This window comes from Azospirillum sp. HJ39, assembly GCF_041507355.1.
Classification (GTDB): domain Bacteria; phylum Pseudomonadota; class Alphaproteobacteria; order Azospirillales; family Azospirillaceae; genus Azospirillum; species Azospirillum thiophilum.
Genome location: NZ_CP167911.1, coordinates 1771970 through 1797705, shown reverse-complemented (window position 1 = coordinate 1797705; position 25736 = coordinate 1771970). Strand labels below are relative to the sequence as shown.

Below are 25736 nucleotides of genomic sequence, written 5' to 3'. Positions count from 1 at the left end.
GGCGGCACTGCGTCGAAGGACTGCGGCCTCCGTGCCCGCATCACCGGGCCGGCGCATCGAGCGCGGCAGCCGCGTGGCGGGCGGCGGTCAGCTCCGCCGCGACTCGCTCCACCGCATCCGCGGTCAGGGCGGCGTGGTCCTGGCGGCGGGCGGCGGCCACGAGATGATGGGCGGCGGCGGACAGCCGGTCGAAGCCGACATTGGCGGCCGACCCCTTGAGGACATGGGCTTCGCGTTCGATGCCGGTGCAGTCGCCGCGCGCGGTCGCGGCGCGCAGACGGTCGAGATGCAGCGGACTGTCGCTGAAGAAGGTCGTCAGCAACAGGGCGAAGCCGTCCTTGCCCAGCGCGTCGCGGACCTCTTCGATCTTCTCCGTGTTGAGTGTCGCCGGCTCCGGTTCGGCGGCCGGTGCCGGGCCCGGGGCGGCGGAAGCCGTGCCGGGGGAGGCGCCGGGGGATTCGGCAGCAGGGTGGGCAGGCGGGCCGGCAGGGGTGGGGGGAACGACGAAACGGGCGATCGCGTCCAGCAGCTTGCGGGCGTTGACCGGCTTGGACAGGTAATCGTCCATGCCGGCTTCCAGGCAGATGGCGGCGTCGCCCTGCATGGCGTTGGCCGTCAGGGCGACGATGGGAATGCGGGGTGCCGCGCCGGACAGCCGCCGGATGCGTCGCGTCGCCTCCAGCCCGTCCATCACCGGCATCTGCACATCCATCAGGATCAGGTCATAGGGGCGGGCGATGGCCGCCTCCACCGCCTCCTCGCCGTTCGACACTGCATCCGCGCTGTGTCCGGCCCGGCGCAGCAGGGCCAGGGTCAGCTGCTGGTTGACCGGGTTGTCCTCCGCCACCAGAACGCGGGCGCGCGGCCCGGTTTCCGGCTCGTCGCGGGTGGCCGGCTTGCGCGGTACGGCAGAGGCCGCCATGGGCGAGCCCGGGGGGACCCTCCCGTCCGTGGATATGCCCTGCGGTTCCAGCAGGCGGGCGAGGCACTGGCACAGGGTGCTGAAACGGATGGGCTTCGCCAGATGGGCGTCGACCGGCGCGGGATCGGGCTCCTGCCCCTCGAGCCGTTGGGAGGAGGCCAGCGCCAGCCTTATGCCGGCCAGCGCCGGGGTGGCGCGGATGCGCCGAGCCACCTCCGGTCCGGTCAAGCCGGGCATCCGGTGGTCCAGAATCGCCGCGTCGAACGGGCGGCCCTCGCGTGCCGCGGCGATCAGCCGCTCCAGCGCCTGCTCCCCGTTCCCGGCGGTCGCGGTCTCGATTCCGAAGCCGTCGAGTTGCCGGGTCAGCAGCTCGCGGTTGACGGCGATGTCGTCGACCAGCAGCAGGCGCCGCCCGGCCCAGTCGCCGACCGGTGCCGGCTGGTGGGAGGTGCCGCTGCCGCGCCGCAACGGGATCGACAGCCAGAAGATGCTGCCGGCGCCCGGCTGGCTTTCCACCCCGATGCGGCCGCCCATCAGCTCCGCCAGCCGCTTGCAGATCGCCAGTCCCAGCCCGGTGCCGCCATGGCGGCGGGCGGCCGAGGAATCGATCTGGGTGAACATGGCGAACAGCCGCGGGCGCTCCTCCTCCGGAATGCCGATGCCGGTGTCACGCACCTCGAAGCGGACTCGGACGGTGTCGGGCGGCTGGTCGGGATCGGCCGCCTCCTCGCCCAGCAGGATGGTGACGCTGCCGGCGTCGGTGAACTTCACGGCGTTGCCGGCGAGGTTCAGCAGGATCTGGCGCAGCCGGCCGGCATCGCCCAGCAGGCTGCCGCGCAGGGCCGGGGGGACGAAGCTGGCGAGATCCAGCCCCTTGGCCACGGCGCGCGGCGCCAGGATCTCGGCCACGCTTTCGACCATCGGCACCAGTTCGAACTCGCCGATTTCCAGATCCAGGCGGCCGGCGTCGATCTTCGAAAAGTCCAGGATGTCGTTGATGATGACCAGCAGGGATTCGGCGGAATCGCGGATGGTCTCGGCATAGCCGCGCTGTTCCGGCGCCATCGGCGTGTCGAGCAGAAGCCCGGCCATGCCGATCACCCCGTTCATCGGTGTGCGGATCTCGTGGCTCATGGTCGCGAGGAATTCCATCTTGATCCGCTGCCCGTCCTCCGCCCGGTCCTTCGCGTCGCGCAGCGTATGCTCGACGCGCTTGGACTCGGTCAGGTCGCGCAGGATGGCGGCATAGAGCGGACCGGCCGCCGTCTTCACCAGCGCGATCGAATAGGCGAGGGGGAATTCCTCCTTCAGTCCCGCTTCCTCCGCCTGTCCGCTTTCCTCCGGCAGCGGCCGGATCGCCAGGGTCTCGCCACGGACGGCGACGTCCATCGGGCGGCGGCCACGGGCGATGTCGTCCAGCGCGCGGGCGGCGGTATCCCGCGTCGCCGGCGGCAGCAGGTCGACCACCGAACGGCCGGCCAGCCCGCCGGGCGGATGGCGGAACATGGCATGGGCGGCCGGGTTGGCGGCTTCGATCACCCCATCCGGCCGGGCGGTCACGATCCCTTCTGCCGCAGTGGCGACGATGGCCGACAGGCGGGCGTTCGCCTCCTCCAGTGCGTCGCCCTGCCGGCGCTGTGCCGCCAGCGCGCGCGCCAGCAGGATGCCGAACAGGCCGAGCAGCAGGATCATTCCCGCCGACAGCAGGGTCGTCATCCACAGATTGCTCCGCCAGTCGGCAAGCACCCCGTCCTGGCGGACGCTGACCGTCAGCACCAGGGGCCATACCGGCGTCGTGCGGTAGGCGACGATGCGCGTGCCGGTGGCGGCGCCGATGTCGGTGCCGGAATGGTGGAACACGCCATATTCGGCCAGCGGCAGATGCGACCGGAACAGCGGCGTCGCGGCGAAGGAGCGGCCGATCGCCTCGCCGCCCTGCGGTTGGACGGTCAACAGCGTGCCGTCATACCGGTAGAGCGCGATTCGCTCCCCGCCGCCTTCCGCGTCGGTGGCGGTCTGGACCGAGCGGTAGAGCCCCTGGAAATAATCGGGGTTGACCGTGGCGACCACCACCGCCTGCAGCGTGCCGTCGGCGTCGCGTACCGCGCGGCTCATCGGCAGCAGCCAGCGCCCCGACCGTTCGGTCCCGGCGGCGCGGTCGATCAGGCCGCGCCCGGGCTTGGGGTCGCCGATCACCAGCCCGGTGCCCGGGCCGCCGGCGGCCTGGAGGCGGAAGACGTCCAACTCGCTGAGATGGATGCCGGGGGGATGCGTGCCCTCCGTGCTGGCGACGATGCGGCCGGTGCGGTCCAGCAGGGTCAGCCCGCGCAGGTGCGGCGACCGGCGCAGCCGGTCGGTCAGCAGGGCCGCCGGGGCGGGCGCCGCCACGCCGGGCGCTGTCCCGCCGGGCGGAGCGCCGTCGCTGGTCCAGTCGGACTCGGACAGCGAATCGGCGATGGCCTGCAGGGTCACGTCCACCGACTGGACCGTCCGGGTGGTCGATACCTCCAGCGCCGCGGCAAGGCTGGCGAGGTTGGTTTCGGCGGCGTCCAGGGCGCCTTGGCGCGCGGCGCTCAACTGCTGTCCCTGGTTGACCAGCAGGGCAAAGACGGCAAGGAGGGCGAAGGCGATGACGCCGCCCCGATGCTGGAAGAGACCCTTCAGATCCGCTTTTGCTGGAGACGAGGACAGGGCGGCGTTCCGGACAGTCAGGTGTGGCGGACGGGGCGGCACGGGCGGAGGGCCGGTCCGCTGCGAAACCGCGGCCGTGTCGGCGTCGTCGCTTGCGACAATAGCAGTTGCGGCCGGCCGACGCCAAGCATCGGCTGCCGTTCGGCGCCGGTCGATGCTAAGATAGCCGGGCCTTTGTGGTTGCCTTGCCGACCGGGCTCAAAGAACAAGACCGGTGACGAAACGAGAGGTGTGACATGGAGACGCGGGTATGCCGGACGATGGGTTTGGCAATTCTGTCCCTTCTTGCTGTCGGCACCGCCGGACCGGCTCTGGCGGACCAAGGGAGACTTCAGAAAATTACGGATCAGAAGCAACTTCGTGTCTGCTCCTGGCCCGATTACTACGCGATCTCGTTCCGGAACCCGCGCACCGGCGTGCTGGAGGGGCTGGACGCCGAACTGGCCCAATCCTTCGCCGACGATCTCGGTGTTCGTCTGTCGGTGGTCGAGAGCAGCTTTCCCCGCTTCATCGACGATCTGCTGGCGGATCGCTGCGACATCGGCATGTTCGCCATCGGCGCGACCCCGGCGCGGGCGCAGCGCGTGGCCTTCAGTCAGCCCTACCTGCGCAGCGGCATCTATGCGGTGACCACCCAGACCAACGATCTGATAAGGCGCTGGGAGGATCTGGACCGGTCCGGGAATGTCGTGGCGGTGCAGAAGGACACCTACATGGACGGCTACGCCCGCAGGGAGATGAAGGCGGCCCGCATCGTCGCCGTCACCCGCCCGCAGGAGCGGGAGGAGGAGGTGCAGGCCGGCCGCGCCGATGCCTTCCTGACCGATTATCCCTACGGGCAACGCATGCTGGCCTTCCATCCCTGGGCGCGGCTGGTCGTGCCGGATGTCCCGGTGCAGCCGACCCCCTATGCCTATGCGGTAGCGCCCGGCGATGCCGCCTGGCTGGAGCGGGTCAACGCCTTCGTCGCCGCGATCAAGGCCGATGGGCGGTTGGAGAGTATCGCCGCCCGCTACAAGCTGACGCCCATCGTGGCGCGGGACTGAGGCGCGCGCCACGAATACGGTTCCGGGAAAAATCCGGTGTAGGATCGGTCGCGCAGCCGGCATTCGGTCCGGCATTTTCCGGGGGAACCGTCGATGATCCTGATCGGACAGTATGATTCGCCCTTCGTGCGCCGCGTCGCGGTGGCGTTGCGGCTCTATGGCATGACGTACGAGCACCGGCCCTGGTCGGTCTTCTCCGACGCGGCCGAGGTCGCCCGCTTCAACCCGCTGAAGCGGGTACCGACCCTGGTGTTGGGAGAGGGCACGGACGGTGACGAGGCGCTGATCGAAAGCGGCGCCATCCTAGACCATCTCGACGAGGTCGCCGGGCCGGGCCGCGCGCTGATCCCCCGGCAGGGGCCGGAGCGCCGCCGGGCGCTGAAGCTGTGCGCGCTGGCGACCGGATTGGCCGACAAGGCGGTCAGCCTGGTCTATGAGCGGGTTCTGCACCGGGAGCGGTCGGAGCTGTGGGTTGAGCGCTGCACCGGCCAGATCGGCGCGGTGCTCGACGTGCTGGAGGCCGACCGCGCCGCGCAGCCCGGCCCCTGGTGGTTCGGCCCGCGCATCGGCCATGCCGACATCGCCGTCGCCTGCGCCCTGCGGTTCGTCGGCGAGGCCCATCCGGGCGTCTTCGACCGCGGGCGCTGGCCAACGCTGGCCGCCCATGCCGCCGCCTGCGAAGCCCTGCCGGAGTTTCAGGCGGTGGTGCAGCCCTTTTCGGTGAGCGCCTGAGGCCCTTGCCCCTTTCCGCCGCCTTCGGCCGTGGCGGAAAGGGGCGGTGCGGTTTACCGAGCGGTGTGCCCGCTGATCTCGGCGTGCAGCGGCTTGGTGTCCTCGAACGCTTTCTGCTGTTCGGGGGTGGCTTCCTTCTGATGGGTCCGTTTCCATTCAGAATAGGGCATGCCGTAGACGGCGATGCGGGCATCCTCGTCGGACAGCTCGACGCCGCGTTCCTTGGCGGCGGCCGCGTACCATTTGGACAGGCAGTTGCGGCAGAAGCCGGCGAGATTCATCAGGTCGATGTTCTGCACGTCCGTGCGCTTGCGCAGATGGTCGACCAGCCCGCGGAAGGCGGCGGCCTCGAGTTCGATGCGGGTCTGGCGGTCCAGGTCGGCCATAGGGTCTCTACTCCTCCGGTGTTTGCTTAGAGATTGGGTGTCCGGTGCAGCGTGACCATCCGGCCATGGGGATGAAAATCGCGTGAGCCGCCGCCGCCGGCAATGGTGCGCGCCACCGCCTCGCGGTCGACGGCGACGAAGCCGGCCAGCGATTCGATGCCATAGTCGAACAGGCGCGGGGTCAGCGGCGTGCCGGGACCGATCATCGCCACCCGCGCCCCGGCCGATACCCGCAGCAGGCGGGGCAGGGTGCGGTTGGCGAAGGCGGACGCCGTGACCGCCACCGCGTCGGCTCCCGGCAGCAGCCAGTCGCAGGCCGCCTCCGGAAATTCGTCCTCCTGCGGGTTCATGTCGATCACCCGGGCCTGCGGCATCCGGCGGGCGATCTGGGGGAAGCCGCCGATCACCACCACCCGGCCATCCACCCCGGCGAACAGGTCGAGCCCGTTGCCCGGCGCGCCGGTCAGGTCCGGGCGGTTGTAATGGGCGTTGAGCGCCGCCGCCCCGATGGCGATCTCCAGCGCATCCCACGACTGGCCGGCCATGGCGGCGAGATCGCGCAACGACCGTCCGGCCCAGCGTTGCGCATCCTCCACTCCGTCTGCTGCGGGCGGCGTCTGCCGGGCGGCGACGCCCATGCCGGCATCGGTCTCCACCAGCACCCATTGGGCGCCGGTGACCACGCGCAGCACGCGGGCGTCGGCGACGCCCTGCACGAGGTCGTCATACAGCCGCTGCGGTCCCCACCAGCGCCACAGCGACTCCGCGGTCGGCGACAGCAGCTCGCAGAAGCCGCCGGTGGCCGTCTGCCATTCGTTGAGATAGCGGCTGCCGACGCTGGTCAGCACCGGGATGCCCTCGGCGATTGCGGCCAGCATCTCGTCAGAGAGGCCGTCGCCCTGCGATTCCAGCCCGGCGAACTTGTTGACGACCAGCAAATCGACCTTCGCGGCGACCGCCTGGCGGATCGCCTGGCTGGCCTCGGCCACGCCGGTCGGGTCGACGCGGCAGGATTGCGACTCCCGCCCCAGCCGCTGGGTGATGTCATAGGCGCGGCCGGTGGCGACGTCGACCAGCTCCATCGACTCGGCGCAATCGTCGCCCGGCCCGCGGTTGCGCTGGACCAGCCCGCCGACGCGGAAGCCGCGCCGCTTCAGCTCCGCCGCGAAGCCGTCCAGCAGCGTGTCGACCCCCTGCGAGCCCGGACCGTGGATCACGGCGCCGGGACGCAGGGGCGGCGGAGAGGCGGGGGGCAACGGCATCGGCATGGACCTTTCGCGGGGAGGCGGGGGGAGGGGGGAGGCGGGCGCCTCAGCCGCCCCGGCGGATCCGGTAGATGAAGACCGTCTTGTGGACCTCGTCGGGCTGCGTCTCGTGCGACAGCAGCGCGTTGTCGGTCGTGTTGCAGAAATGCTTGAAATCGATGACGGAGGCCGGATCGGTCGCATGGACCACCAGCTCCTCCCCCGCCTCCATCCGGTCCAGCAGGGCCCGGGTGCGCAGGATGGGCAACGGGCAATGCAGCCCCTTCACGTCAAGCTCTCTCGCCGGCACCGCGCCCGCTCCACACTGGTTGAGGATGAAAACCACACTGGACGTATGACTGTAGCGGGTTCGCGCCCGCATCTCCAGACCTGCGGCTTGGGCTCGGCTTGGGCCTGGGGGGCTCGCCCGCGATCTTCCGGAATCCGCCCTGTTGTACGCTCCAACTGCAGGAATTCCGATGAAAGGGCGGCAATCATGGCGAAGCGGTTCGACGACAAGGTCGTGGTCATCACAGGTGCGTCCAGCGGCATCGGGCGGGCGACCGCGCTGGAGTTCGCCCGCCAGGGGGCGGCGGTGGTGCTGGCGGCGCGGCGGATGGCCGCCCTGCACGAGGTGGCGGAGGAGTGCGTGGAGGCCGGCGGCCGGGCGATGGTGGTGCCGACCGACGTCACCGACCGGCGTGCCGTGCAGCATCTGGCCGACCGTGCTGTCGAGGCCTTCGGCGGCATCGACGTCTGGGTGAACAATGCCGGCGTCATCGCCTTTGGCCGGTTCGAGGACATCCCCGACGACGTGTTCGAGCAGGTGGTGCGTACCGACTTCTTCGGCATGGTCCATGGCTGCCGCGCCGTGCTTCCCCATTTCCTCGACCGTGGCGAGGGGATCGTCATCAACACCGCCTCGATGGTGTCCAACATCGGCCAGCGCTATGCCACCCCCTACGCAGCGGCGAAGTACGCGGTGCGCGGATTTTCCGAATCCCTGCGGCAGGAGCTGGTGGACGAGCCCGGCATCCATGTCTGCATGGTGATGCCCGCCGCCATCGACACCCCGCTGTGGCAACATGCCGCCAACTACACCGGCCGCGCGGTGAAGCCGCTCAACCCCGTCCACCCGCCGGAGGAGGTCGCCGCCGCCATCCTGTCGCTCGCCCGCGATCCCCGGCGCGACCTGCTCGTCGGCGCCGAGGCCCGCCTCGCGGCGGTCGGCAACGCCATGGCGCCGCAGCTGACCGAGCGGGCGCTGGCCCACACCATCGAGCGCGACATGTTCCAGAACCGCTCCGCACCCGCGACCTCCGGCGGGGTGCTGACTGCGATGCCGGAGTATCAGGGCGCCAGCGGCGGCTGGATCGAACCGAAGCCGGCAAGCCCCTTCTCCTGGACCAACCTGACCCTGTTCCTGCTGCCGGTTCTCCTCGCCAGCCGGCCGCTGGGCGGCGCCCGGATTCGTCATGCCCGCTGAGCGGCGAAGGGAAGCGGCTTGATCCGCCGGTCCGGAGCCGTTATACGCTCGCCCCTTTTCCGGTGCGGCGTGTGGTCGCGCCGGCCATCCGGGCAGGAGGCGGGACATGACGGCTTGCGGGCTCGATTTCGGCACGTCGAACACGACGCTGGGCGTCCAGGATTCCGGCGGCTTCCGGCTGCTGGCGCTGGACGGCGCGCGCACGACGCTGCCGACGGCGGTGTTCTTCGACTTCGAGCATGACCGGACGACCATCGGGCAGGCCGCCATCGACGGCTATGTGTCGGGGGTCGAGGGCCGGCTGATGCGTTCGATCAAGTCGATGCTCGGCACCGACCTGATCGACGCCGACACCGCGCTGCGCAAGGGCCGTATCAGCTTCCGTGCCGTCATCGGCACCTTCCTCGAACTGGTGAAGGCGCGGGCCGAGCAGGCGCTGGAGAGCGAACTGGCCGACGTGGTGGTCGGCCGCCCGGTCCATTTCGTAGACGGCGACCCGGCCGGCGACGCGGCGGCGGAAGAGGCGCTGGGCCTGATCGCCCGCACTGCCGGCTTCCGCAATGTCTCCTTCCAGTTCGAGCCGATCGCCGCGGCGCTCGACTACGAGCAGCAGGTGAATGCCGAGGAGTTGGCGCTGATCGCCGACATCGGCGGCGGCACGTCGGATTTTTCGGTGGTGCGGATCGGGCCGGAGCGGCGTGGCCGGGCCGACCGGGCCGGCGACATCCTGGCCAACGACGGCATCCGCGTCGGCGGCACCGACTTCGACCGTGACCTCAGCCTCGCCACCGCCATGCCGGAGCTGGGGCTGGGCAGCGCAATGAAGCGCGCCGGGCTGCTGGCGCCCAAGAGCATCTATTTCGATCTGGCGACCTGGGCGAAGATCAATTTCCTCTACACCGCCAAGGCGATGGCCGAGCTGGAGCGCCTCCAGCGCGATTCCGCCGAGCCGGACAAGATCGAGCGATTGATCGGCGTGGTCGAGCACCGGCAGGGCCATGCGCTTGCCATGGCGGTGGAGCGCACCAAGATCGCGCTGTCCGACCGTGAGGCGGCGGAGCTGGCGCTGGACTGGGGCGACGGCAAACTGGCGCTGCCGGTCGACCGCGCGGCGCTGAACCGTGCCACCGGTTCGCTGGCCGCCCGCATCGGCGCCCGCATCCGCGACTGCCTGGCCGATGCCGGGGTGACAGCCGACCGCATCGACGCGGTGTTCCTGACCGGCGGCTCGACCCTGCTGCCCCAGGTCCGTGCAGCGATCCTGGCCGAGGCGCCGGACGCCCGCGTGGTGGAAGGCAACATCTTCGGTTCCGTCGGCCTCGGCCTGACGGTGGAGGCGCAGCGGCGCTACGGGTGAGGAGGCGGTCGCACGGCTGCCCCCTCCCTGACCCTCCCTCGCTGGGCGGGGGAGGGGATAAAGTACGTGTTCAAGAAGGCTACGGCAGTCCCTCCCCCGCCCAGCGGGGGAGGATAGGTGGGGGTTTAACCCTCCTCACTCCACCACGATGCGCGGCGCGGCACGGCCGGTCGGGCCGCCGCCGATCTTCTCCCACAGGCGGGTGGCGATGCGGCGGTAGGACTGGGCGTGCTCCGACTCCGGCTGGGACACCACGATGGGCTGGCCCTGGTCGGAGGTTTCGCGGATCGACAGGTGCAGCGGGATCTCGCCCAGGAACTCCATGCCGAGATCGTCGGCCTCCTTGCGGGCGCCGCCGTGGCTGAAGATGTCCGTGCGGTGGCCGCAGTTCGGGCAGCAGAAATAGCTCATGTTCTCGATGATGCCCAACACCGGGACATCGACGCGGCGGAACATGTTCAGCCCCTTGCGGGCGTCCAGCAGCGCGATGTCCTGCGGGGTGGAGACGATCACCGCGCCTGCCAGCGGCACCTGCTGCGCCATGGTCAGCTGGGCGTCGCCGGTGCCTGGCGGCATGTCGACCACCAGCACGTCGAGCGTGCCCCAGTTGACGTCGCGCAGCATCTGCTGGAGCGCGCTCATCACCATCGGCCCGCGCCAGATCATCGGCGTGTCCTCGGCGACCAGGAATCCCATCGACATGACCTTGACGCCGTAATTCTCCATCGGCTCCAGGCGCTTGCCGTCGGGGCTGTTCGGCCGGCCGGAGATGCCCATCATGCGGGGCATCGAGGGGCCGTAGATATCGGCGTCGAGCAGCCCGACCCTCAGCCCGTTCGCGGCCAGCGCCAGCGCGAGGTTGGCCGACGTTGTCGACTTGCCGACGCCGCCCTTGCCGGACGCGACCGCGACGATCGCCTTGACGCCGGGAACCAGCGGCTTCTGCGGGTCACCCTGTGGCGCCCCCTGCGGCGCCCCCTTCGGCGCTCCATGGGAATGCCCATGCGAATGCCCATGGCCCTGCTGCGCCGGGGCCTGCGGCGCGGCGCGGTGGGCGGTCAGCACCGCGGTGACCGACAGCACGCCCGGCAGGGCGTCGACCGCCTTTTCGGCGGCATGGCGCAGCGGCTCGGCCTGGGCGCCGCGTTTCGGGTCGACTTCGATGGAAAAGGCGACATGCCCGTCGCGCACCACGAGGCCCGACAACATGCCTAAGCTGACGATGTCGCCGCCCCGGTCCGGGTCGACGACGGTCTTCAGCGCCTGCATGACTTGAGCTTCGCCAATCTGCGCCATGGTTGAAAACTCCGCTGTATTCCCGATATTGGCGGATATCCGTTGGTGGAATCCTTACCGGAGGGTATGGGGGACTATAGGACCGACGGACGAGATCGGTAAAGGGATGCGCTGGGCTAAACCCTTGCGCTTCCATATGATGGGACGAATCGCAGAAAGGGGACGGAGTCGGATGCCGTGGAACAATCAAGGCGGGGGTGGCGGTGGCGGCCCCTGGGGTCCTCCGCCGGGCAACAACGGCCCGGGCAACCCGTGGGGGCGTCCCCAGGGCGGGGGAAATGGCGGCGGTGGCGGCGGCCCGCAGCCTCCCGACCTTGAGGATCTGCTGCGGCGCAGCCAGGACCGGCTGCGGCGCGCAATGCCCGGCGGCTTCGGCAGCGGGCGCGGCGCGGCGCTGGTCGTCGGCGTGCTCGGTCTGATCTGGCTCGCCAGCGGCATCTACCGCGTCGAGGCGGACGAGCAGGGCGTGGTCATGCGCTTCGGCGAATGGACGCGCACCGAACAGCCCGGCCTGCGTTACCGCCTGCCGTCGCCGATCGAAACGGTGCTGCTGCCCAAGGTCACCCGGGTCAACCGGATCGAGGTCGGCTACCGCTCGTCGGTGGGCGGCGGCCGCAACGACCGCGACGTGCCCGACGAATCGCTGATGCTGACCGGCGACGAGAACATCGTCGACATCGACTTCACGGTGTTCTGGGTCATCAAGGACGCCGGCAACTTCCTGTTCAAGATCCGCGAGCCGGAAGTGACGGTGAAGAAGGCGGCTGAAAGCGCGATGCGCGAGGTCATCGGCCGCACCGACCTGCAGCCGGCCCTGACCGAGGCCCGCCAGCAGATCGAAACCTCGACCCGCCAACTGCTCCAGACCATGCTGGACGAGTATCAGGCGGGCATCGAGATCACCCAGGTCCAGCTGCAGAAGGCCGACCCGCCGCAGCCGGTCATCGACGCCTTCAACGACGTGCAGCGTGCCCGCGCCGACCGCGAGCGCGCACGCAACGAGGCGGAAGCCTACCGCAACGACATCATCCCGCGGGCACGCGGCGAGGCGGAGCGGCTGGTGCAGGAGGCTTCGGCCTACCGCGAGCAGGTGGTCAGCCTGGCGCAGGGCGATGCCGAGCGTTTCCGCAAGGTGTACGAGGCCTATGCCCTGTCCAAGGACGTCACCGCCAAGCGCATGTACCTGGAGACGATGGAGGAGATCTTCCGCGGCCGGAACAAGATCATCGTCGACGGCTCGGCGCAGAACGTCGTGCCGTACCTGCCGCTGAACCAGCTGGCCCCGAACGCAGCCCCCGCTCCGCAGCAGGCGCCGCGCCAGGTTCCGTCGACCAGCCAGGGCGGCAACCAGGGAGGGGCGCGGTCGGGCACGCAGACACAGCCGTTGTCGGCCCTGCCGCAAAATCCATCCCTGTCCGGCCAGTGAGGAGGATCGCATCATGAACCGCACCCTCGCCATCGCCGGCGTCGCCATCGTCGCCCTGGGCGTCATCGCGTCCTCCGCCCTCTTCACCGTCAACGAAGCCCAGCAAGCCCTGGTCCTCCAGTTCGGCGAACCGCGCCGGGTCATCCAGGAGCCCGGCCTCAAGGCCAAGATCCCCTTCATCCAGGAGGTCCGGATCCTCGACCGCCGCGTGCTCGACCTCGATCCGCCGGTCGAGCAGGTCATCCTGGCCGACCAGAAGCGCCTGGACGTCGACGCCTTCGCCCGCTACCGCATCCACGACCCGCTGCGCTTCTACCAGACCGCCGGAACCGAGGCGGTGGCCGAGACGCGCCTGAACTCCATCGTCAACTCCGCGCTCCGCCGCGTGCTCGGCAACGTCACGGTGCTGGCCGTCCTGTCGGACGAACGCGCCCGCATCATGACCGATATCAAGGGGCAGGTGAACGACGAGGCCAAGCGCTTCGGCATCGAGATCGTCGACGTGCGCATCCGCCGCGCCGACCTGCCGGAAGAGACCAGCCAGTCGATCTTCGCCCGCATGCGGTCGGAGCGCGAACGCGAGGCGTCCGAGGCCCGCGCCCAGGGCCAGGAGCAGTCGCAGCAGATCAAGTCGCGCGCGGAACGCGAGCGCACGGTCATCATCGCCGAGGCCCAGCGCGACGCGCAGATCCTGCGCGGCGAAGGCGACAACAACGCGATCAAGCTGATTGCCGACGCGACCTCGCAGGATCCGGCCTTCTATGGCTTCTACCGGTCGCTGGAGGCCTACCGCAAGTCGCTGAACGGCAACGACACCACCATGGTGCTGTCGCCGACCAGCGAGTTCTTCCGCTACTTCAGCGGGGCCGGTGTCCAGTCGGATCCGCAGGCGGCGGTCCAGCCGCCGGCAGCCCCGACGCCGCCGGCAGCCGCCCCGGCGCAGTAAGGGCCGGAGACGGCAGGAGCATGAACGGCCGGGTCGAGTTTCCTATCGATCCGGCCGTTCTATTTGAATGCCAACGGATCGTGACTGCGGAAACCGGAGTTCGGCGAACACCGGGGCAGGGCGGAAATTCGCCGGCTTGAGATTTCCACTGGTCCCGACTGGACCGGCACGCCATCTTGCGGCCATACTCTTGGCCCAACACATATATGGCCCAGAACTGGGCGGCCGCTCCCGTCCACGGAACCGGCCGGACGTCTGGTAGGGAGAGCATGTTGATCCGCATACCCAAATTCGAACCTGCCACGCGTGGCGCCGAGGCTGGGGCCCGGCCGCGTAAGGCGGGCGTCCGGCCGCTGGCTGCGGCCATCGTCTGGGGCATGACGTCGGTCATGGCCGGCGGTGCCACGGTCGGTGCCGTCATCGGCGCCTTCGCCGGCGCCGCTCCCGCCCAGGCCCAGGCGGCCCAGCCCCATGCGGCGGCACCCAACCGCAACGCACCGGGCAGCTTCGCCGATCTGGCGGAAAAGCTGCTGCCGGCCGTCGTCAACATCTCCACCAGCCAGAGCGCGCCTCAGCGGCCGCAAGGCCCGCGGCCGGAGATCCCGCAATTCCCGCCGGGCTCGCCCTTCGAGGATTTCTTCCGGGACTTCTTCGACCGCCAGCAGCAGCAGGACCAGCCGCAGCGCAAGGCGACCTCGCTCGGCTCCGGCTTCGTCATCGACGCCACCAACGGCTACGTGGTCACCAACAACCATGTGGTCCAGGACGCCGACGAGATCACCGTCATCCTGCAGGACGACACCAACATCAAGGCCGAGCTGGTCGGCAAGGACAGCAAGACCGACCTTGCGCTCCTGAAGATCAAGACCAGCCATCCGCTGGTCGCCGTTCCCTTCGGCGACAGCGACGCGATGCGCGTCGGCGACTGGGTGCTGGCGATCGGCAACCCGTTCGGCCTGGGCGGATCGGTCACTGCCGGCATCATCTCGGCCCGCCAGCGCAACATCGACGCCGGTCCCTACGACGATTTCCTGCAGACCGACGCATCGATCAACCGCGGCAATTCCGGCGGCCCGATGTTCAACCTGAACGGCGAGGTCATCGGCATCAACACCGCCATCTTCTCGCCGTCGGGCGGGTCGGTCGGCATCGGCTTCGCCATCCCGTCGAACCTGGCCAAGCAGGTGGTGGCCCAGCTGAAGGAATACGGCAAGACCCGCCGCGGCTGGCTGGGCGTGCGCATTCAGGCGGTGACGCCGGAGATCGCCGAGAGCCTGGGCCTGCCCAACCACAAGGGCGCGCTGGTCGCCTCCGTCACCCCCGACGGCCCGGCGGCCAAGGGCGGGATCCAGGCCGGCGACGTGGTGACGAAGTTCGACGGCAAGGAGATCGACGAGATGCGGCGCCTGCCGCGCGTCGTCGCCGAGACCTCCATCGACAAGGCCGTCCCGGTCGAGGTCTGGCGCAAGGGCAAGACCCAGAACGTCCAGGTCAAGGTCGGCGAGCTGGAGGCGGCGGAAGAGCAGGGCCTGCTGGCCGCCAACCCCGACGAGAAGCAGCAACCGAAGGACAAGCCGCCGGCCCAGAAGCCGACCGAGTCGCTCGGCATGAAGCTGACCGCCATCACCCCGGAGCTGCGCCAGCAGTACGAGATCAAGCCCGACCTGAAGGGCGTGGTCATCACCGAGGTCGCCGGCAACTCGACGGCCAGCGAGAAGGGCCTGCGCGCGGGCGACGTCATCATCGAGGTCGGGCAGGAAGAGGTCCGCAAGCCGGAGGATGTCGCCGCCAAGGTCCAGAAGGCCAAGGAGCAGAGCAAGAAGTCCGTCCTGCTTCTGGTCGACCGCAAGGGCGACCTGCGCTTCGTGGCGATCCCGCTGAGCTGATCCGGCTGAGGCGACTGGGCGGGAGTGGAACAGGGGCGTCGGCGGGAAACCGCCGGCGCCTTTTTCATGTGCGCTTCAAGTCCGGATGTCGGGGGGCGCCTGCCGCGTCAGGCGCCATCCAGTACCATCGCCAACGCCACGGCGCCCGCAAGCAGTGCGCAGAGGGCGGCGACGATGGCGAGGCTGCGCAGGAACTGGCGGAACTCGCCCTGCTTCCAGGCGCTGCGTCCCAGCAGCACCAGATAGCCGGCCATGAAGGCGCCGATCAACTGCCAGCCCATTGAATCCCCGTCCTGTCTCCGTCCGATGCTGTCGGGCAGCACGGTCCGGCGCAAATGCGCATGGGCATCCCGGCCGGGTCAAGCGGTCCTCGCGCCGCTCCCCCACGGTTTATGCCGAAAGGCAAGGGCGCGGTTGGGGTTATCGGACAGCATCACCGGTCGGGATGATCCCGGCGCAACTTCGTGTGAGATTTTTAGGACGGCACTCGCTTATGGGGTGCGACATATCGCAAATAAGTGGTGGTTAACGGTATAGTTAATTCTCTTGAGCGCTTAAATGTTCGTCGCTGTGATATCTTTAGATCCGGAAATCTTGAGGAGGCTTTGAGCATATGTCCAATGCGTTCTTCTTTTAACTCCGGAGAGTGGTACCGTAGGACACGACACGGGGGTAACCTCCCCCTAAATAACGGCCTGCCGAAGCCATCGAGGGGTAATCGCCGAGTTACGAATGCGTCGAGACCTTCACTTCGTGGAACGGATGTCATGGGCCACGACGACATAATGATCGATCCAAAATTGCGGGAGCGGAAGATGGACACAGTGCGCGCTTTTCTAATCGACTCGAACAAGCTGTTTCGCGAGGGGCTGAAGCGCCTCCTCGACGATTCGCCTTTCCAGATCCTCGCCGAGGCGGGAAACCTGCGCGAGGCCCTGGGGTCGGTTGAGAACGGCCTGAAGCCGCAACTCCTCCTTCTCGACCTGCAGAACGGTGGCGACGAGGAGGCGGAGGGGATGCGCCGTCTGCGCGCGCTGCTGCCCGACACCCGCATGGTCATCCTGACCAGCGATCTTTGCACCCGCCGCCTTGCCAACGCGCTGGAGGCCGGTGCCGACGGCTACCTGATGAAGGACCTGTCGTCCGACGCGCTGGCCCAGTCGCTGAAGCTGGTGATGATGGGCGAGAAGGTGTTCCCGACCCATCTCGCCGCGCTGCTGATCTCCGGCCGCGTCAACGGCAACGGCACCGAGATGCCGGTTTCGCGCAAAGGCTTGTCCCAGCGCGAGGTCCAGATTCTGCGCTGCCTGCTGAACGGCGACAGCAACAAGATGATCGCCAACCACCTGAACATCACGGAAGCCACCGTGAAGGTTCACCTGAAGAGCCTGCTGCGCAAGATCAACGCGTCGAACCGCACCCAGGCCGCCATCTGGGCCCTGAACAACGGCATCGGCGGCGAATTGGCCGGTGCCGGCGCGGTCGCCGCCGCAGCGAACCAGTAGGCGCCCCTCCGGTTTTCCTCCGCCTCTGCAAAAGCCCCTGTCGTCCCTTCCACCATCGGCAAAGGAAGGGGCAGGGGGCCGGCGGCAATGCGGCCCATCGGCCCGCCTTCCTTCCGGAACCGCGGGCTTTTCCTTGCCGGGATTTTTGCCTTTATACCGGCAGCCGGATCACCGCGCGCAGGCCGCCATAGGGGCTGTCGTCCAGCGTGATGTCGCCGCCATGGCTGCGGGCCACGTCGCGGGCGATGGTCAGGCCCAGGCCGGACCCGCCGGTATCCAGGTTGCGGCTGCTGTCCACCCGGAAGAACGGCTTGAACACGTCGTCGCGGATATAGGCGGGGATGCCGGGGCCGTCGTCGTCGACGAGGATCTCGATCACGCCGTCCTTGCGTTCCGCCGTGACCCAGGCGGTGCCGGCATGGCGGCCGGCATTGACAAGCAGGTTGGCGATGCAGCGGCGGACCGCGTTAGGACGCAGCGGCAGGACCAGCCCGTCCGGCGCGGTCAGCGTCACCTCGGTGCCGTCGCGCCGCGCGCCGGCGGCGACCTCGTTCAGCAGGCGGGTCAGGTCGGTCGGCTGCGCCGCCTCCGTCCCCTCGCCGCGGGCGAAGGCCAGATAGCCCTCGATCATCGTCTCCATTTCGGCGACGTCGGCCTTCAACTCCTCCACCTCGGGATCGAGGTCGGGGTCTTCGATCATGTCGAGCGCCAGCTTCATCCGGGTCAGCGGCGTGCGCAGGTCGTGGCTGACGCCGGCCAGCATCTCGGTCCGCTGGGTGATCTGGCGCTGGATGCGCTCGCGCATCAGCAGGAAGGCGGAAGCGGCCTGCCGCACCTCGGTCGCCCCCTCCATCTTGAAGTTGGAGACGTCGCGGCCCTTGCCGAGGGCGTCGGCGGCGATGGCCAGCCGCTTGATCGGCCGGATCTGGTTGCGCATGAACAGGATCGCCACGGCGAACAGCACGATGGCGGAACCGACCATCCACAGGATGAAGATGTAACTGGTCGGCGTGAACAGCCGGCGTTCCGGCGACATCACCGACAGCACGCCGTTCGGCATCTGCACCCTGATCTCGTACCATTCATGGGCGACGCGGGTGTTGATGGTGAAGGGGCGGCCGACCCGCTCCTCCATCGCCTTGCCCAGCGTGCGTTCCAAGAGGCCGCTCAGCTTGCGGCGGCGGTCGGGCAGAACCTGGTCCGGTTCCAGCGTGACGATCAGGTCGGTGGTGCGGGCGGTGGTGGCCAGCGCCCAGTCGCGCCCGTCCTGCGACGGGTCGCGTTCCAGCATGGCGATGGAGGTGGCGATCTCGCCGGCCACCGCATAGGCCAGCCGGTTGGTCACCGTGTCCCAGTGACGGTCGTAGAAGATCCAGGTCGCCACCGCCTGCGCAAGGATCACCGGCGTGACGATGATCACCAGCGACCGGCCGAACAGGGTGCGGGGCAGGAACCGCTTGACCAGGGGAATGCGCCGCCGCCGTTCGGCCCGCCGGGCGGCAGCAGCGGCCCGCGTGTCAGTTCCGCCTGCCGCGGTCACGGATCGGGCCTCAGCACATAGCCTTCGCCGCGCACGGTGTGGAGATAGCGTGGCTCGCGCGGGTCGGCCTCGATCTTGCGGCGCAGGCGGGTGACCTGGACGTCGATGGTGCGGGCGTTGCCGGCGACCTTGCTGCGCTCGGTGAGATCCTCGCGGCTGAAGGTCACGCCGGGGGAGGCGGCGAGAATCCGCAGCAGGCTGGCTTCCGCCGTGGTCAGCCGGATCACCTCTTCGCCGGCGCGCAGCTCGTCTCGGTCGGGCAGGTAGATCAGCGGGCCGAGCTTCACCGGGGCCGCGGGCGGGGCCGCCGGCTCCGGCGGGCGGGCGGCCTGGCGGCGCAGGATGGAGTTGATGCGCAGCAGAAGCTCGCGCGGCTGGAACGGCTTGGCGAGGTAATCGTCGGCCCCGGCCTCCAGCCCGGCGATGCGGTCGTCCGGCTCGTCGCGGGCTGTCAGCAGCAGGATCGGCAGATCCCGTTCGCGCCGGAGCGATTCAGTCAGCTCCAGCCCCGACTCGCCCGGCATCATGATGTCCAGCACAAGCAGGTCGAAGGCAAGCCCGCCCAGCTGCGCCCGCGCATCGGCGGCGTCGCGGGCGGTGCTGACCATGAAGCCGTTTCCGGCAAGATACTTGCGCAGCAGTTCGCGCAGGCGTGTGTCGTCGTCGACGACCAGGATGTGGGGCTGATCTTCGGTCATGGCGCGACTATAGCGCGGCTCCCCGCAATCGACATAGCCTCGCCCATGCGGGACGCATCTACCGACCATGCGGGACGCATTCATCGACCAAGCGGGGCGCATCGTGGGTGTGCATGGCGGGCAGGCGTGTAAGGGTTTGGCCGTTTCGGTCCCGTTCCGTGTTAATCTTCCATCTGTCCTCTACGAGGGCCGAGAGACACAGGAGCGATCATAATGGCCGACGACAACAGGTCCAACGACCCGCGGGACCTGGACGCCCAAGACCTCGCTGAAATGACCCGTGCCTTCCTCGCGAAGGGCGGCAGCATCGTCCAGTGCGCGCCGGGTGCTTCCGAGAATGTTGTGTACCGCAAGGGTGGCTTCCGGCGCCGCAGTCCAAACGACGCCAAGGCGGCCAACGGTCAGGTCAATGGCCAAGTCAATGGCCAGCCCGGCGCCCCGGCCGCCGCCAACGCCCCCGGTGGCGTGGAGCCGGAGACGGCCAAGCCCGAATCGAATGCCGGCTGAGAAGGGCGCCTGAAAAGGACGGCTGGAAACGGCCGCCGGCCGCGGATCAGCGCTTCGCGGCCAGACGGGCGGGGGGGACGGGTGGGGCGAATTTGGCCCGGTCCCCCTCGTCCAGCATGCCCATCATCACCTTGCGGAAGCCCTCCACCGCCTCGGCACCGGCCATGCGGTAGGCGCGGGCGATGCGCTGGCGCTGGGTTTCGGACAGCTGGCGTTCCAGCTCCACGCCCTTTTCCGTCAGCTCCAGCAGACGTTGGCGGCGGTCGCGCGCGCCGGTCTGCTGGTCGATGAAGCCCTGGCGCACCAGCTCGCCCAGCACGCGCGACAGGCTCTGCTTGGTGATCTTCAGGATCGCCAGAAGCTCCGACACGGTGATCCGGGGATAGCGGCCGACGAAATATATCACGCGGTGATGCGCGCGGCCGAAGCCGATCTCCCCCAGAATTTCGTCCGGTTCGGCAGTGAATTCGCGGTAAGCGTAGAACAGCAGCTCCATTCCGGTGCGGAGTTCCTCCTCGCGGAGGAAGAGCTGGTTCACGCCTGCTTTCAGATCGGCCATGGCGACGCGGTTGGTTCGATTTATTCTAATTAGGACAGCGACTCAGACATAAACAATCGCAAGCCCGCTTACAAGGATAAGCTCTACCATAGAGGTCGCCATTTGTGGCGTTCCGGCGGGATCCGTCAGGCGCTGCCGATCAGGATGCCGGTCGCGAAGACCAGCAGCCCGCCGACCACCACCTGGAAGGCGGCGGCCAGCAGCGGCGTGTCCATGTAGCGGTTGCGAATCCAGGCGATGACCGCCAGCTCGACTGCGACGACGGCGATGGCGACGGCGGTCGCCGTCCAGAAATGCGGGATCAGGTAGGGCAGGGCGTGGCCCAGGCCACCCAGCGTGGTCATGGCGCCGCAGACCGCCCCGCGCAGCCACGGGCTGCCCCGCCCGGTCAGCGACCCGTTGTCCGACAGCGCCTCGGCGAAGCCCATCGAGATGCCGGCGCCGATCGAGGCCGCCAGCCCCACCAGGAAGGTCTCATGGCTGTCCTGGGTGGCGAAGGCGGCGGCGAACAGCGGCGCCAGCGTCGAGACCGAGCCGTCCATCAGCCCGGCCAGACCCGGCTGGATGATCTGCAGGACGAACAGGCGGCGTTCGGATTCGTGCTCCTGCTCGGGCGCGGTCGAGGAGAGATATTGCGCCTCCAGCCGCTCGGCCTTGGCCTCGTGGCGGCGTTCCTCCTCGGCGAGGTCGCCCAGCAGCTGGCGGACCGCGGCGTCCTGCGTCCGCTGGGCGGCCCGGACATAGAAGCGCTTGGTCTCCGCCTCCATCAGTTCGGCCTGGCGGCGCACGGTGTCGAGTCCCAGCGGGCGCGACAGCCAGACCGGCTTGCGCTCGACGAAGCCCTTCACGTCCTGGCGGCGGATCAGCGGGATATGGTCGCCGAACTTGCGGCGGAACAGCTCCAGCAGCCGGTGGCGATGGCCGTTCTCCTCCGTTCCCATGGCGCGGAACATCCTGGCGGTGTCCGGATAGCTGTCCATCAGCCCGTGCGCGAACTCGTCGTAGATACGGCTGTCCTCCTCCTCCAGCGCGATGGCGAGCGCCAGCAGTTCCTTTTCCGTCAGGTCCGAGAAGTTCTTCATGGGGTGGCCTTCGCCGCATGGGAAGCATGGGAATGGTGCGTTGCAATGATCCTATTGCGAAAGGGGGTACCTGCAACCCGGCGCTTCGGCCGGGGTGCTACACCCGGGGTGCTACACGATGTCCCGGCGGCTCTTCCTTGGGGACTGCGCCGGTCGGGTGGGTGGAATTCCGGCCGCGGGCTTGCTATGGGCTTTGCTCACGAGAGGCAAAGAACGTTCCACAAGTTCCCATATAAAGCCGACACAAGAAGGAAACGACCATGACCGCCAACCGGAAGCTGATCGCCGGAAACTGGAAGATGAACGGGTTGAAGGCCGACGGGCTCGATCTTGCCTCCGACCTCGCCGGGCGGTTGAAGGGCGCCGGGCCGGTCGCCTTCGACATGCTGGTCTGCCCGCCCTTCCCGCTGCTGTTCCCGGTGGGGGAGGCGATCGCCGACAGCCCGCTGGCGCTGGGCGGCCAGGATTGCGCGCCGAAGACCTCCGGGGCCCACACCGGCGACGTCGCCCCGACCATGCTGAAGGACGCCGGCTGCCGCTACGTCATTGTCGGCCATTCGGAGCGCCGCGCCGACCATGGCGAAAGCGACGCCGTGGTCAACGCCAAGGCCGTCGCCGCCCATGGCCAGGGCCTGATCGCCATCGTCTGCGTTGGCGAGACTGAGGCGCAGCGCGATGCCGGGCAGGCGGACGCCGTGGTCTCGGGCCAGCTCGCCGGCTCCATTCCAGCCGGTGCAACGGCGGAGAACACCGTCGTCGCCTATGAGCCGGTGTGGGCGATCGGCACCGGCAAGACGGCGACCCCCGACGACGTGAAGGCGATGCATGCCCACATCCGGGCCGAGCTGGCCGGCAAGATCGCCGACCCGGACAAGGTGCGCATCCTCTATGGCGGCTCGGTCAAGCCGGGCAATGCCGCAGAGCTGATGGCGGTCGCCAATGTCGACGGCGCGCTGGTCGGCGGGGCGTCGCTGAAGGCGGACGATTTCTGGGGCATCGCCACCGCCTGCCGCTGATACCTGTCGCTGACACCTGCCGCCGATACCGGCTCCTTGGTGCCAGCCATGCCGTGGGCGGATATGCCATAGGTATTTTGGCGCTGGCATATCGCGCGATGCCGCGGTACAAACAGTGGGCGCGCGCCACGGGCCCCTGATACGGCCTGTGGCGCGCTATTCGATTTTTGGGATGGTTGTGGGGTGAGCATCGCATGGAATCGGTGATTCTGGTCATTCACCTGCTGATCGCCATCGGGCTGGTCGGTGTGATCCTGATCCAGCGGTCGGAAGGCGGCGGACTCGGCATCGGTGGCGGCACCATGGGCGGCATGATGAGCACCCGCGGCACGGCCAACCTGCTGACGCGGACCACCGGCATCCTGGCGGCCTGCTTCTTCGCCACCAGCATCGTGCTGGCGATCCTGGCCGGCGGGCATTCGCGCCCGGCGTCGATCATCGACACGTTGCCGGCCGCTCCGGCGCAGTCGACCGTGCCGGCCCAGCCGGCCGTTCCCGCGCCGCCGGTGTCCCAGTAACGGGACCGTCCGGCTAACGGGTACGAGCGAACAGCGAGGCGGCCTCCCCGAAGCCGCCTCTTTCTTTTGAGGGCCGACGATCGCGACGCGATGTTTCGGCGGCGGCCCTCCGGTGACATTGAACGCTCTCCCCTTCGGGGAGATGGAACGGCTCTCCCCTTCGGGGACATGTTGAATTCGTCCCCTTCGGGGACATCCAGACTCCGTCCCCTTCGGGGACATGGTGAATCCGTCCCCTTCGGGGACATGGAACAGCTCTCAAGCTCTTCGGACGGACATGACTCGCTACATCTTCATCACCGGTGGCGTCGTTTCTTCGCTGGGCAAAGGTCTGGCGTCGGCGGCTCTTGGGGCGCTTCTCCAGGCGCGCGGCTACAAGGTGCGCCTGCGCAAGCTGGACCCGTACCTGAACGTCGATCCCGGCACGATGAGCCCCTACCAGCACGGCGAGGTCTTCGTGACCGACGACGGGGCCGAGACGGACCTGGACCTCGGCCATTACGAGCGCTTCACCGGCGTATCGGCCCGCAAGGGCGACAACATCACCACCGGCCGCATCTATTCCACCGTGATCGCGAAGGAGCGTCGCGGCGATTACCTGGGCGGCACCGTCCAGGTCATTCCGCACATCACCGACGAGATCAAGGAGTTCATCCGCGCCGACGCCACCGACGAGGACTTCGTCCTGATCGAGATCGGCGGCACGGTGGGCGACATCGAGTCGCTGCCCTTCCTGGAGGCGATCCGCCAGTTCGGCAACGAGGTGGGGCAGGAAAATGTCCTGTACATCCACCTGACGCTGCTGCCCTACATCCCGACCGCGGGCGAGCTGAAGACCAAGCCGACCCAGCATTCGGTCAAGGAGTTGCTGAGCGTCGGCATCCAGGCCAACATCCTGCTGTGCCGCGCCGACCGCCCGATCCCGGAGAACGAGCGCAAGAAGATCGCGCTGTTCTGCAACATCCGTCCGGAGCGGGTGATCGCGGCGCTCGACGTCGAGTCGATCTACCAGGTGCCGATCAGCTACCATGAGGAAGGCTTCGACACCCAGGTCCTGAGCTATTTCGGCCTTCCGGTCGACAAGGAGCCGGACCTGTCGCGCTGGACCCGCATCATGGAGCGGGTGCGCAAGCCGCAGGGCGAGGTCACCATCGCGGTGGTCGGCAAATACATCAGCCTGCTCGACAGCTACAAGTCGCTGGCCGAGGCGCTGACCCATGGCGGCATCGCCAACAACGTCAAGGTCAACCTCGACTGGATCGATTCGGAGATCTTTGAGGACGACGACGCGGCGGTGAAGCGGCTGGAGAACGTCCACGGCATCCTGGTGCCGGGCGGCTTCGGTTCCCGCGGCACGGAAGGCAAGATCCGGGCGGCCCAGTTTGCGCGCGAGCGCAAGGTGCCCTATTTCGGCATCTGCTTCGGCATGCAGATGGCGGTGATCGAGGCCGCCCGCAACATGGCGAAGATCGAGGATGCCGGCTCCACCGAGCTGGGCAAGCCGGGCAACCCGGTCGTCGGCCTGATGACCGAATGGATGCGCGGCAACACGCTGGAGCGCCGCGCCGAGGTGGGCGACCTGGGCGGTACCATGCGGCTCGGCGCCTATCCGGCCAAGTTGTTGGACGGCAGCAAGGTCGCCGAGGTCTACGGCACCACCGACATCTCCGAACGGCACCGTCACCGCTACGAGGTGAACGTGTACTACAAGGAGCGGCTGGAGCGCTGCGGCATGCGGTTCAGCGGCCTGTCGCCGGACGGGGAACTGCCGGAGATCGTCGAGATCCCCGACCATCCCTGGTTCATCGGCGTGCAGTTCCACCCGGAACTGAAGTCCAAGCCGTTCGAACCGCACCCGCTGTTCACCGCCTTCATCAAGGCGGCGATCGACCAGAGCCGTCTGGTCTGATCCCAAGCGCGGCACGAAAAGCCCCGCCTCCCGCCGGAGGCGGGGCTTTTTGCGTCCTGTTCCCGGGCTGCTGGCGAAAGGGGGGTGACCGTGGCCGTCTCCGCTCCATATCAGGGGCGGATTTGCCAACGGGAGGATGAGGACGCCATGTCCGAAGTGATGATCGACGCCGCCGACGGTGGCCGTTTTTCCGCTTATGTCGCCAAGCCGGCGGTTACCCCGGCTGGCGGGCTGGTGGTGATCCAGGAGATCTTCGGCGTCAACGCGGTGATGCGCGAGCTGTGCGACTGGTACGCCTCGCAAGGCTTCCTGGCCGTGTGCCCGGACCTGTTCTGGCGCCAGCAGCCGGGGGTGCAGCTGACCGACAAGACCGAGGCGGAATGGAACCAGGCCTTCGCCCTGCTGAACGGCATGGACCAGGACAAGGCGGTCGACGACCTTCAGGCGACGCTGGCCTGGGTGCGCGGGCAGGACGATTGCACCGGCAAGGCCGGCAGCGTCGGCTATTGCCTGGGCGGCCGGCTCGCCTTCCTGATGGCGGCGCGCTCGGATGCCGACGCCAATGTCGGCTATTACGGCGTCGGGCTGGAAGGGCTGCTTGGCGAGGCGGGGAAGATCGGCAAACCCCTGCTGCTGCACGTCGCCGAGGACGACAAGTTCTCCAGCCCCGACAAGCGCGACGCGCTGCTGGCCGGGGTCAAGGACCACACATGGGTGACGGCCAAGCTCTATCCCGGCATGGACCATGCCTTCGCCCGGCCCGGCGGCGAGCATTACGACAAGGACGCCGCCGATGAGGCCAACCGCCTGACGGTCGAGTTCTTCCGCACGCATCTGGCCTGACGCCGGGGCCGTTGACGCAATTGCGGACAAGCTCCTGCCCCCTCTCCCGCCCAAGGCCGGGGAGGGAGGGGGAGGGGGCATTCGTCGGGCGCCGGAGTGGCTTGCAGATCTCCATGCCGCCCGCCATTGACCATCCGCCCT

The 25736-nt window shown here is 68.6% G+C and carries 23 protein-coding genes; 13 read left to right on the top strand and 10 right to left on the bottom strand.

What is annotated here, in order from left to right; all coding sequences use genetic code 11:
• Positions 1 to 40: 40 nt before the first annotated feature.
• Positions 41 to 3655: a response regulator gene (locus tag ABMY26_RS21770; protein WP_372396733.1), complete on the bottom strand. Its 3615-nt coding sequence runs from the start codon at positions 3653 to 3655 to the stop codon at positions 41 to 43.
• A 224-nt stretch (positions 3656 to 3879) separates the two neighbouring features.
• Here ABMY26_RS21770 and ABMY26_RS21765 point away from each other — a divergent pair, with 224 nt between their 5' ends.
• Entirely contained in the window at positions 3880 to 4659 is a 780-nt protein-coding gene (locus ABMY26_RS21765) for an ABC transporter substrate-binding protein (RefSeq protein ID WP_372396732.1), read from the top strand.
• Positions 4660 to 4752: 93 nt separating this feature from the next.
• Positions 4753 to 5391: a glutathione S-transferase family protein gene (locus ABMY26_RS21760; RefSeq protein WP_372396731.1), complete on the top strand. Its 639-nt coding sequence runs from the start codon at positions 4753 to 4755 to the stop codon at positions 5389 to 5391.
• A gap of 53 nt (positions 5392 to 5444) precedes the next feature.
• Here the strand turns inward: ABMY26_RS21760 and ABMY26_RS21755 are convergent, their stop codons facing one another.
• Genes ABMY26_RS21755 through ABMY26_RS21745 form a run of 3 tightly spaced genes read right to left on the bottom strand, consistent with a single transcriptional unit; the run spans position 5445 to position 7331 of the window.
• Entirely contained in the window at positions 5445 to 5777 is a 333-nt protein-coding gene (locus tag ABMY26_RS21755; protein ID WP_372396730.1) for a DUF1244 domain-containing protein, read from the bottom strand.
• 26 nt (positions 5778 to 5803) lie between these two features.
• On the bottom strand, positions 5804 to 7039 hold the full coding sequence (locus ABMY26_RS21750; RefSeq protein ID WP_372396729.1) for a DUF2478 domain-containing protein: 1236 nt from the start codon (positions 7037 to 7039) through the stop codon (positions 5804 to 5806).
• Positions 7040 to 7088: 49 nt separating this feature from the next.
• Positions 7089 to 7331, bottom strand: coding sequence for a sulfurtransferase TusA family protein (locus ABMY26_RS21745; RefSeq protein WP_372396728.1), 243 nt, complete (start codon positions 7329 to 7331; stop codon positions 7089 to 7091).
• 186 nt (positions 7332 to 7517) lie between these two features.
• Between ABMY26_RS21745 and ABMY26_RS21740 the strand changes: the two genes are divergently transcribed.
• Positions 7518 to 8507 carry an SDR family oxidoreductase gene (locus ABMY26_RS21740; protein WP_372396727.1) on the top strand — a complete coding sequence of 330 codons (990 nt, stop codon included), beginning with the start codon at positions 7518 to 7520 and terminating at the stop codon, positions 8505 to 8507.
• Positions 8508 to 8613: 106 nt separating this feature from the next.
• The gene (locus ABMY26_RS21735; RefSeq protein WP_372396726.1) at positions 8614 to 9864 is read left to right on the top strand and encodes an Hsp70 family protein; all 1251 of its coding nucleotides are present in this window, start codon (positions 8614 to 8616) and stop codon (positions 9862 to 9864) included.
• A gap of 135 nt (positions 9865 to 9999) precedes the next feature.
• Here the strand turns inward: ABMY26_RS21735 and apbC are convergent, their stop codons facing one another.
• Positions 10000 to 11160, bottom strand: coding sequence for an iron-sulfur cluster carrier protein ApbC (apbC, locus tag ABMY26_RS21730; RefSeq protein ID WP_372396725.1), 1161 nt, complete (start codon positions 11158 to 11160; stop codon positions 10000 to 10002).
• Positions 11161 to 11332: 172 nt separating this feature from the next.
• Between apbC and hflK the strand changes: the two genes are divergently transcribed.
• The 3 genes from hflK to ABMY26_RS21715 all read left to right on the top strand — a co-directional run bounded on the left by hflK (position 11333) and on the right by ABMY26_RS21715 (position 15418).
• Positions 11333 to 12586 carry an FtsH protease activity modulator HflK gene (gene hflK, locus ABMY26_RS21725; RefSeq protein WP_372396724.1) on the top strand — a complete coding sequence of 418 codons (1254 nt, stop codon included), beginning with the start codon at positions 11333 to 11335 and terminating at the stop codon, positions 12584 to 12586.
• Between the two features lie 13 nt (positions 12587 to 12599).
• Positions 12600 to 13532: a protease modulator HflC gene (gene hflC, locus ABMY26_RS21720; protein ID WP_372396723.1), complete on the top strand. Its 933-nt coding sequence runs from the start codon at positions 12600 to 12602 to the stop codon at positions 13530 to 13532.
• A 377-nt stretch (positions 13533 to 13909) separates the two neighbouring features.
• On the top strand, positions 13910 to 15418 hold the full coding sequence (locus ABMY26_RS21715) for a DegQ family serine endoprotease (RefSeq protein ID WP_372396722.1): 1509 nt from the start codon (positions 13910 to 13912) through the stop codon (positions 15416 to 15418).
• A 107-nt stretch (positions 15419 to 15525) separates the two neighbouring features.
• Here the strand turns inward: ABMY26_RS21715 and ABMY26_RS21710 are convergent, their stop codons facing one another.
• Positions 15526 to 15699: a hypothetical protein gene (locus ABMY26_RS21710; protein ID WP_372396721.1), complete on the bottom strand. Its 174-nt coding sequence runs from the start codon at positions 15697 to 15699 to the stop codon at positions 15526 to 15528.
• A 534-nt stretch (positions 15700 to 16233) separates the two neighbouring features.
• Between ABMY26_RS21710 and ABMY26_RS21705 the strand changes: the two genes are divergently transcribed.
• Positions 16234 to 16923 (top strand): response regulator transcription factor, encoded by a 690-nt coding sequence (locus ABMY26_RS21705; RefSeq protein WP_014189689.1) that lies wholly within the window; start codon positions 16234 to 16236, stop codon positions 16921 to 16923.
• A 151-nt stretch (positions 16924 to 17074) separates the two neighbouring features.
• Here ABMY26_RS21705 and ABMY26_RS21700 read toward each other — a convergent pair whose 3' ends face one another.
• Both ABMY26_RS21700 and ABMY26_RS21695 read right to left on the bottom strand, forming a co-directional pair.
• Positions 17075 to 18463: an ATP-binding protein gene (locus ABMY26_RS21700; RefSeq protein WP_372396720.1), complete on the bottom strand. Its 1389-nt coding sequence runs from the start codon at positions 18461 to 18463 to the stop codon at positions 17075 to 17077.
• The gene (locus ABMY26_RS21695) at positions 18460 to 19161 is read right to left on the bottom strand and encodes a response regulator (RefSeq protein ID WP_372396719.1); all 702 of its coding nucleotides are present in this window, start codon (positions 19159 to 19161) and stop codon (positions 18460 to 18462) included. Before ABMY26_RS21695 ends, ABMY26_RS21700 begins: the two co-directional genes overlap by 4 nt.
• Before the next feature lie 213 nt (positions 19162 to 19374).
• Between ABMY26_RS21695 and ABMY26_RS21690 the strand changes: the two genes are divergently transcribed.
• Positions 19375 to 19668 (top strand): hypothetical protein, encoded by a 294-nt coding sequence (locus ABMY26_RS21690; protein ID WP_372396718.1) that lies wholly within the window; start codon positions 19375 to 19377, stop codon positions 19666 to 19668.
• A 46-nt stretch (positions 19669 to 19714) separates the two neighbouring features.
• On the opposite strand, the gene ABMY26_RS21685 is transcribed toward ABMY26_RS21690, so the two are convergent.
• Both ABMY26_RS21685 and mbfA read right to left on the bottom strand, forming a co-directional pair.
• Positions 19715 to 20227 (bottom strand): MarR family winged helix-turn-helix transcriptional regulator, encoded by a 513-nt coding sequence (locus tag ABMY26_RS21685; RefSeq protein ID WP_045582215.1) that lies wholly within the window; start codon positions 20225 to 20227, stop codon positions 19715 to 19717.
• A 125-nt stretch (positions 20228 to 20352) separates the two neighbouring features.
• Complete coding sequence (gene mbfA / locus ABMY26_RS21680) at positions 20353 to 21309, bottom strand: iron exporter MbfA (RefSeq protein ID WP_372396717.1); 957 nt, start codon at positions 21307 to 21309, stop codon at positions 20353 to 20355.
• A gap of 260 nt (positions 21310 to 21569) precedes the next feature.
• On the opposite strand from mbfA, the gene tpiA reads away from it, so the two are divergent.
• From tpiA to ABMY26_RS21660, 4 genes are all read left to right on the top strand, one after another.
• Positions 21570 to 22325 (top strand): triose-phosphate isomerase, encoded by a 756-nt coding sequence (gene tpiA, locus ABMY26_RS21675; protein ID WP_372396716.1) that lies wholly within the window; start codon positions 21570 to 21572, stop codon positions 22323 to 22325.
• A gap of 194 nt (positions 22326 to 22519) precedes the next feature.
• Positions 22520 to 22843 (top strand): preprotein translocase subunit SecG, encoded by a 324-nt coding sequence (secG, locus tag ABMY26_RS21670; RefSeq protein ID WP_045582218.1) that lies wholly within the window; start codon positions 22520 to 22522, stop codon positions 22841 to 22843.
• A gap of 277 nt (positions 22844 to 23120) precedes the next feature.
• Positions 23121 to 24752 carry a CTP synthase gene (locus ABMY26_RS21665; protein ID WP_372396715.1) on the top strand — a complete coding sequence of 544 codons (1632 nt, stop codon included), beginning with the start codon at positions 23121 to 23123 and terminating at the stop codon, positions 24750 to 24752.
• 147 nt (positions 24753 to 24899) lie between these two features.
• Complete coding sequence (locus tag ABMY26_RS21660) at positions 24900 to 25595, top strand: dienelactone hydrolase family protein (RefSeq protein ID WP_372396714.1); 696 nt, start codon at positions 24900 to 24902, stop codon at positions 25593 to 25595.
• Positions 25596 to 25736: the final 141 nt, after the last annotated feature.

What these genes read in the sequence shown, in the direction of transcription:
- apbC (WP_372396725.1), bottom strand. Translation starts at nt 11,160, where the DNA reads ATGGCGCAGATTGGCGAAGCTCAAGTCATGCAGGCGCTGAAGACCGTC.
- ABMY26_RS21660 (WP_372396714.1), top strand. Translation starts at nt 24,900, where the DNA reads ATGTCCGAAGTGATGATCGACGCCGCCGACGGTGGCCGTTTTTCCGCT.
- hflC (WP_372396723.1), top strand. Translation starts at nt 12,600, where the DNA reads ATGAACCGCACCCTCGCCATCGCCGGCGTCGCCATCGTCGCCCTGGGC.
- tpiA (WP_372396716.1), top strand. Translation starts at nt 21,570, where the DNA reads ATGACCGCCAACCGGAAGCTGATCGCCGGAAACTGGAAGATGAACGGG.
- ABMY26_RS21695 (WP_372396719.1), bottom strand. Translation starts at nt 19,161, where the DNA reads ATGACCGAAGATCAGCCCCACATCCTGGTCGTCGACGACGACACACGC.
- ABMY26_RS21715 (WP_372396722.1), top strand. Translation starts at nt 13,910, where the DNA reads ATGACGTCGGTCATGGCCGGCGGTGCCACGGTCGGTGCCGTCATCGGC.
- hflK (WP_372396724.1), top strand. Translation starts at nt 11,333, where the DNA reads ATGCCGTGGAACAATCAAGGCGGGGGTGGCGGTGGCGGCCCCTGGGGT.
- ABMY26_RS21735 (WP_372396726.1), top strand. Translation starts at nt 8,614, where the DNA reads ATGACGGCTTGCGGGCTCGATTTCGGCACGTCGAACACGACGCTGGGC.
- ABMY26_RS21760 (WP_372396731.1), top strand. Translation starts at nt 4,753, where the DNA reads ATGATCCTGATCGGACAGTATGATTCGCCCTTCGTGCGCCGCGTCGCG.
- ABMY26_RS21690 (WP_372396718.1), top strand. Translation starts at nt 19,375, where the DNA reads ATGGCCGACGACAACAGGTCCAACGACCCGCGGGACCTGGACGCCCAA.
- mbfA (WP_372396717.1), bottom strand. Translation starts at nt 21,309, where the DNA reads ATGAAGAACTTCTCGGACCTGACGGAAAAGGAACTGCTGGCGCTCGCC.
- ABMY26_RS21710 (WP_372396721.1), bottom strand. Translation starts at nt 15,699, where the DNA reads ATGGGCTGGCAGTTGATCGGCGCCTTCATGGCCGGCTATCTGGTGCTG.
- ABMY26_RS21755 (WP_372396730.1), bottom strand. Translation starts at nt 5,777, where the DNA reads ATGGCCGACCTGGACCGCCAGACCCGCATCGAACTCGAGGCCGCCGCC.
- ABMY26_RS21740 (WP_372396727.1), top strand. Translation starts at nt 7,518, where the DNA reads ATGGCGAAGCGGTTCGACGACAAGGTCGTGGTCATCACAGGTGCGTCC.
- ABMY26_RS21665 (WP_372396715.1), top strand. Translation starts at nt 23,121, where the DNA reads ATGACTCGCTACATCTTCATCACCGGTGGCGTCGTTTCTTCGCTGGGC.
- ABMY26_RS21705 (WP_014189689.1), top strand. Translation starts at nt 16,234, where the DNA reads ATGGACACAGTGCGCGCTTTTCTAATCGACTCGAACAAGCTGTTTCGC.
- secG (WP_045582218.1), top strand. Translation starts at nt 22,520, where the DNA reads ATGGAATCGGTGATTCTGGTCATTCACCTGCTGATCGCCATCGGGCTG.
- ABMY26_RS21750 (WP_372396729.1), bottom strand. Translation starts at nt 7,039, where the DNA reads ATGCCGTTGCCCCCCGCCTCTCCGCCGCCCCTGCGTCCCGGCGCCGTG.
- ABMY26_RS21685 (WP_045582215.1), bottom strand. Translation starts at nt 20,227, where the DNA reads ATGGCCGATCTGAAAGCAGGCGTGAACCAGCTCTTCCTCCGCGAGGAG.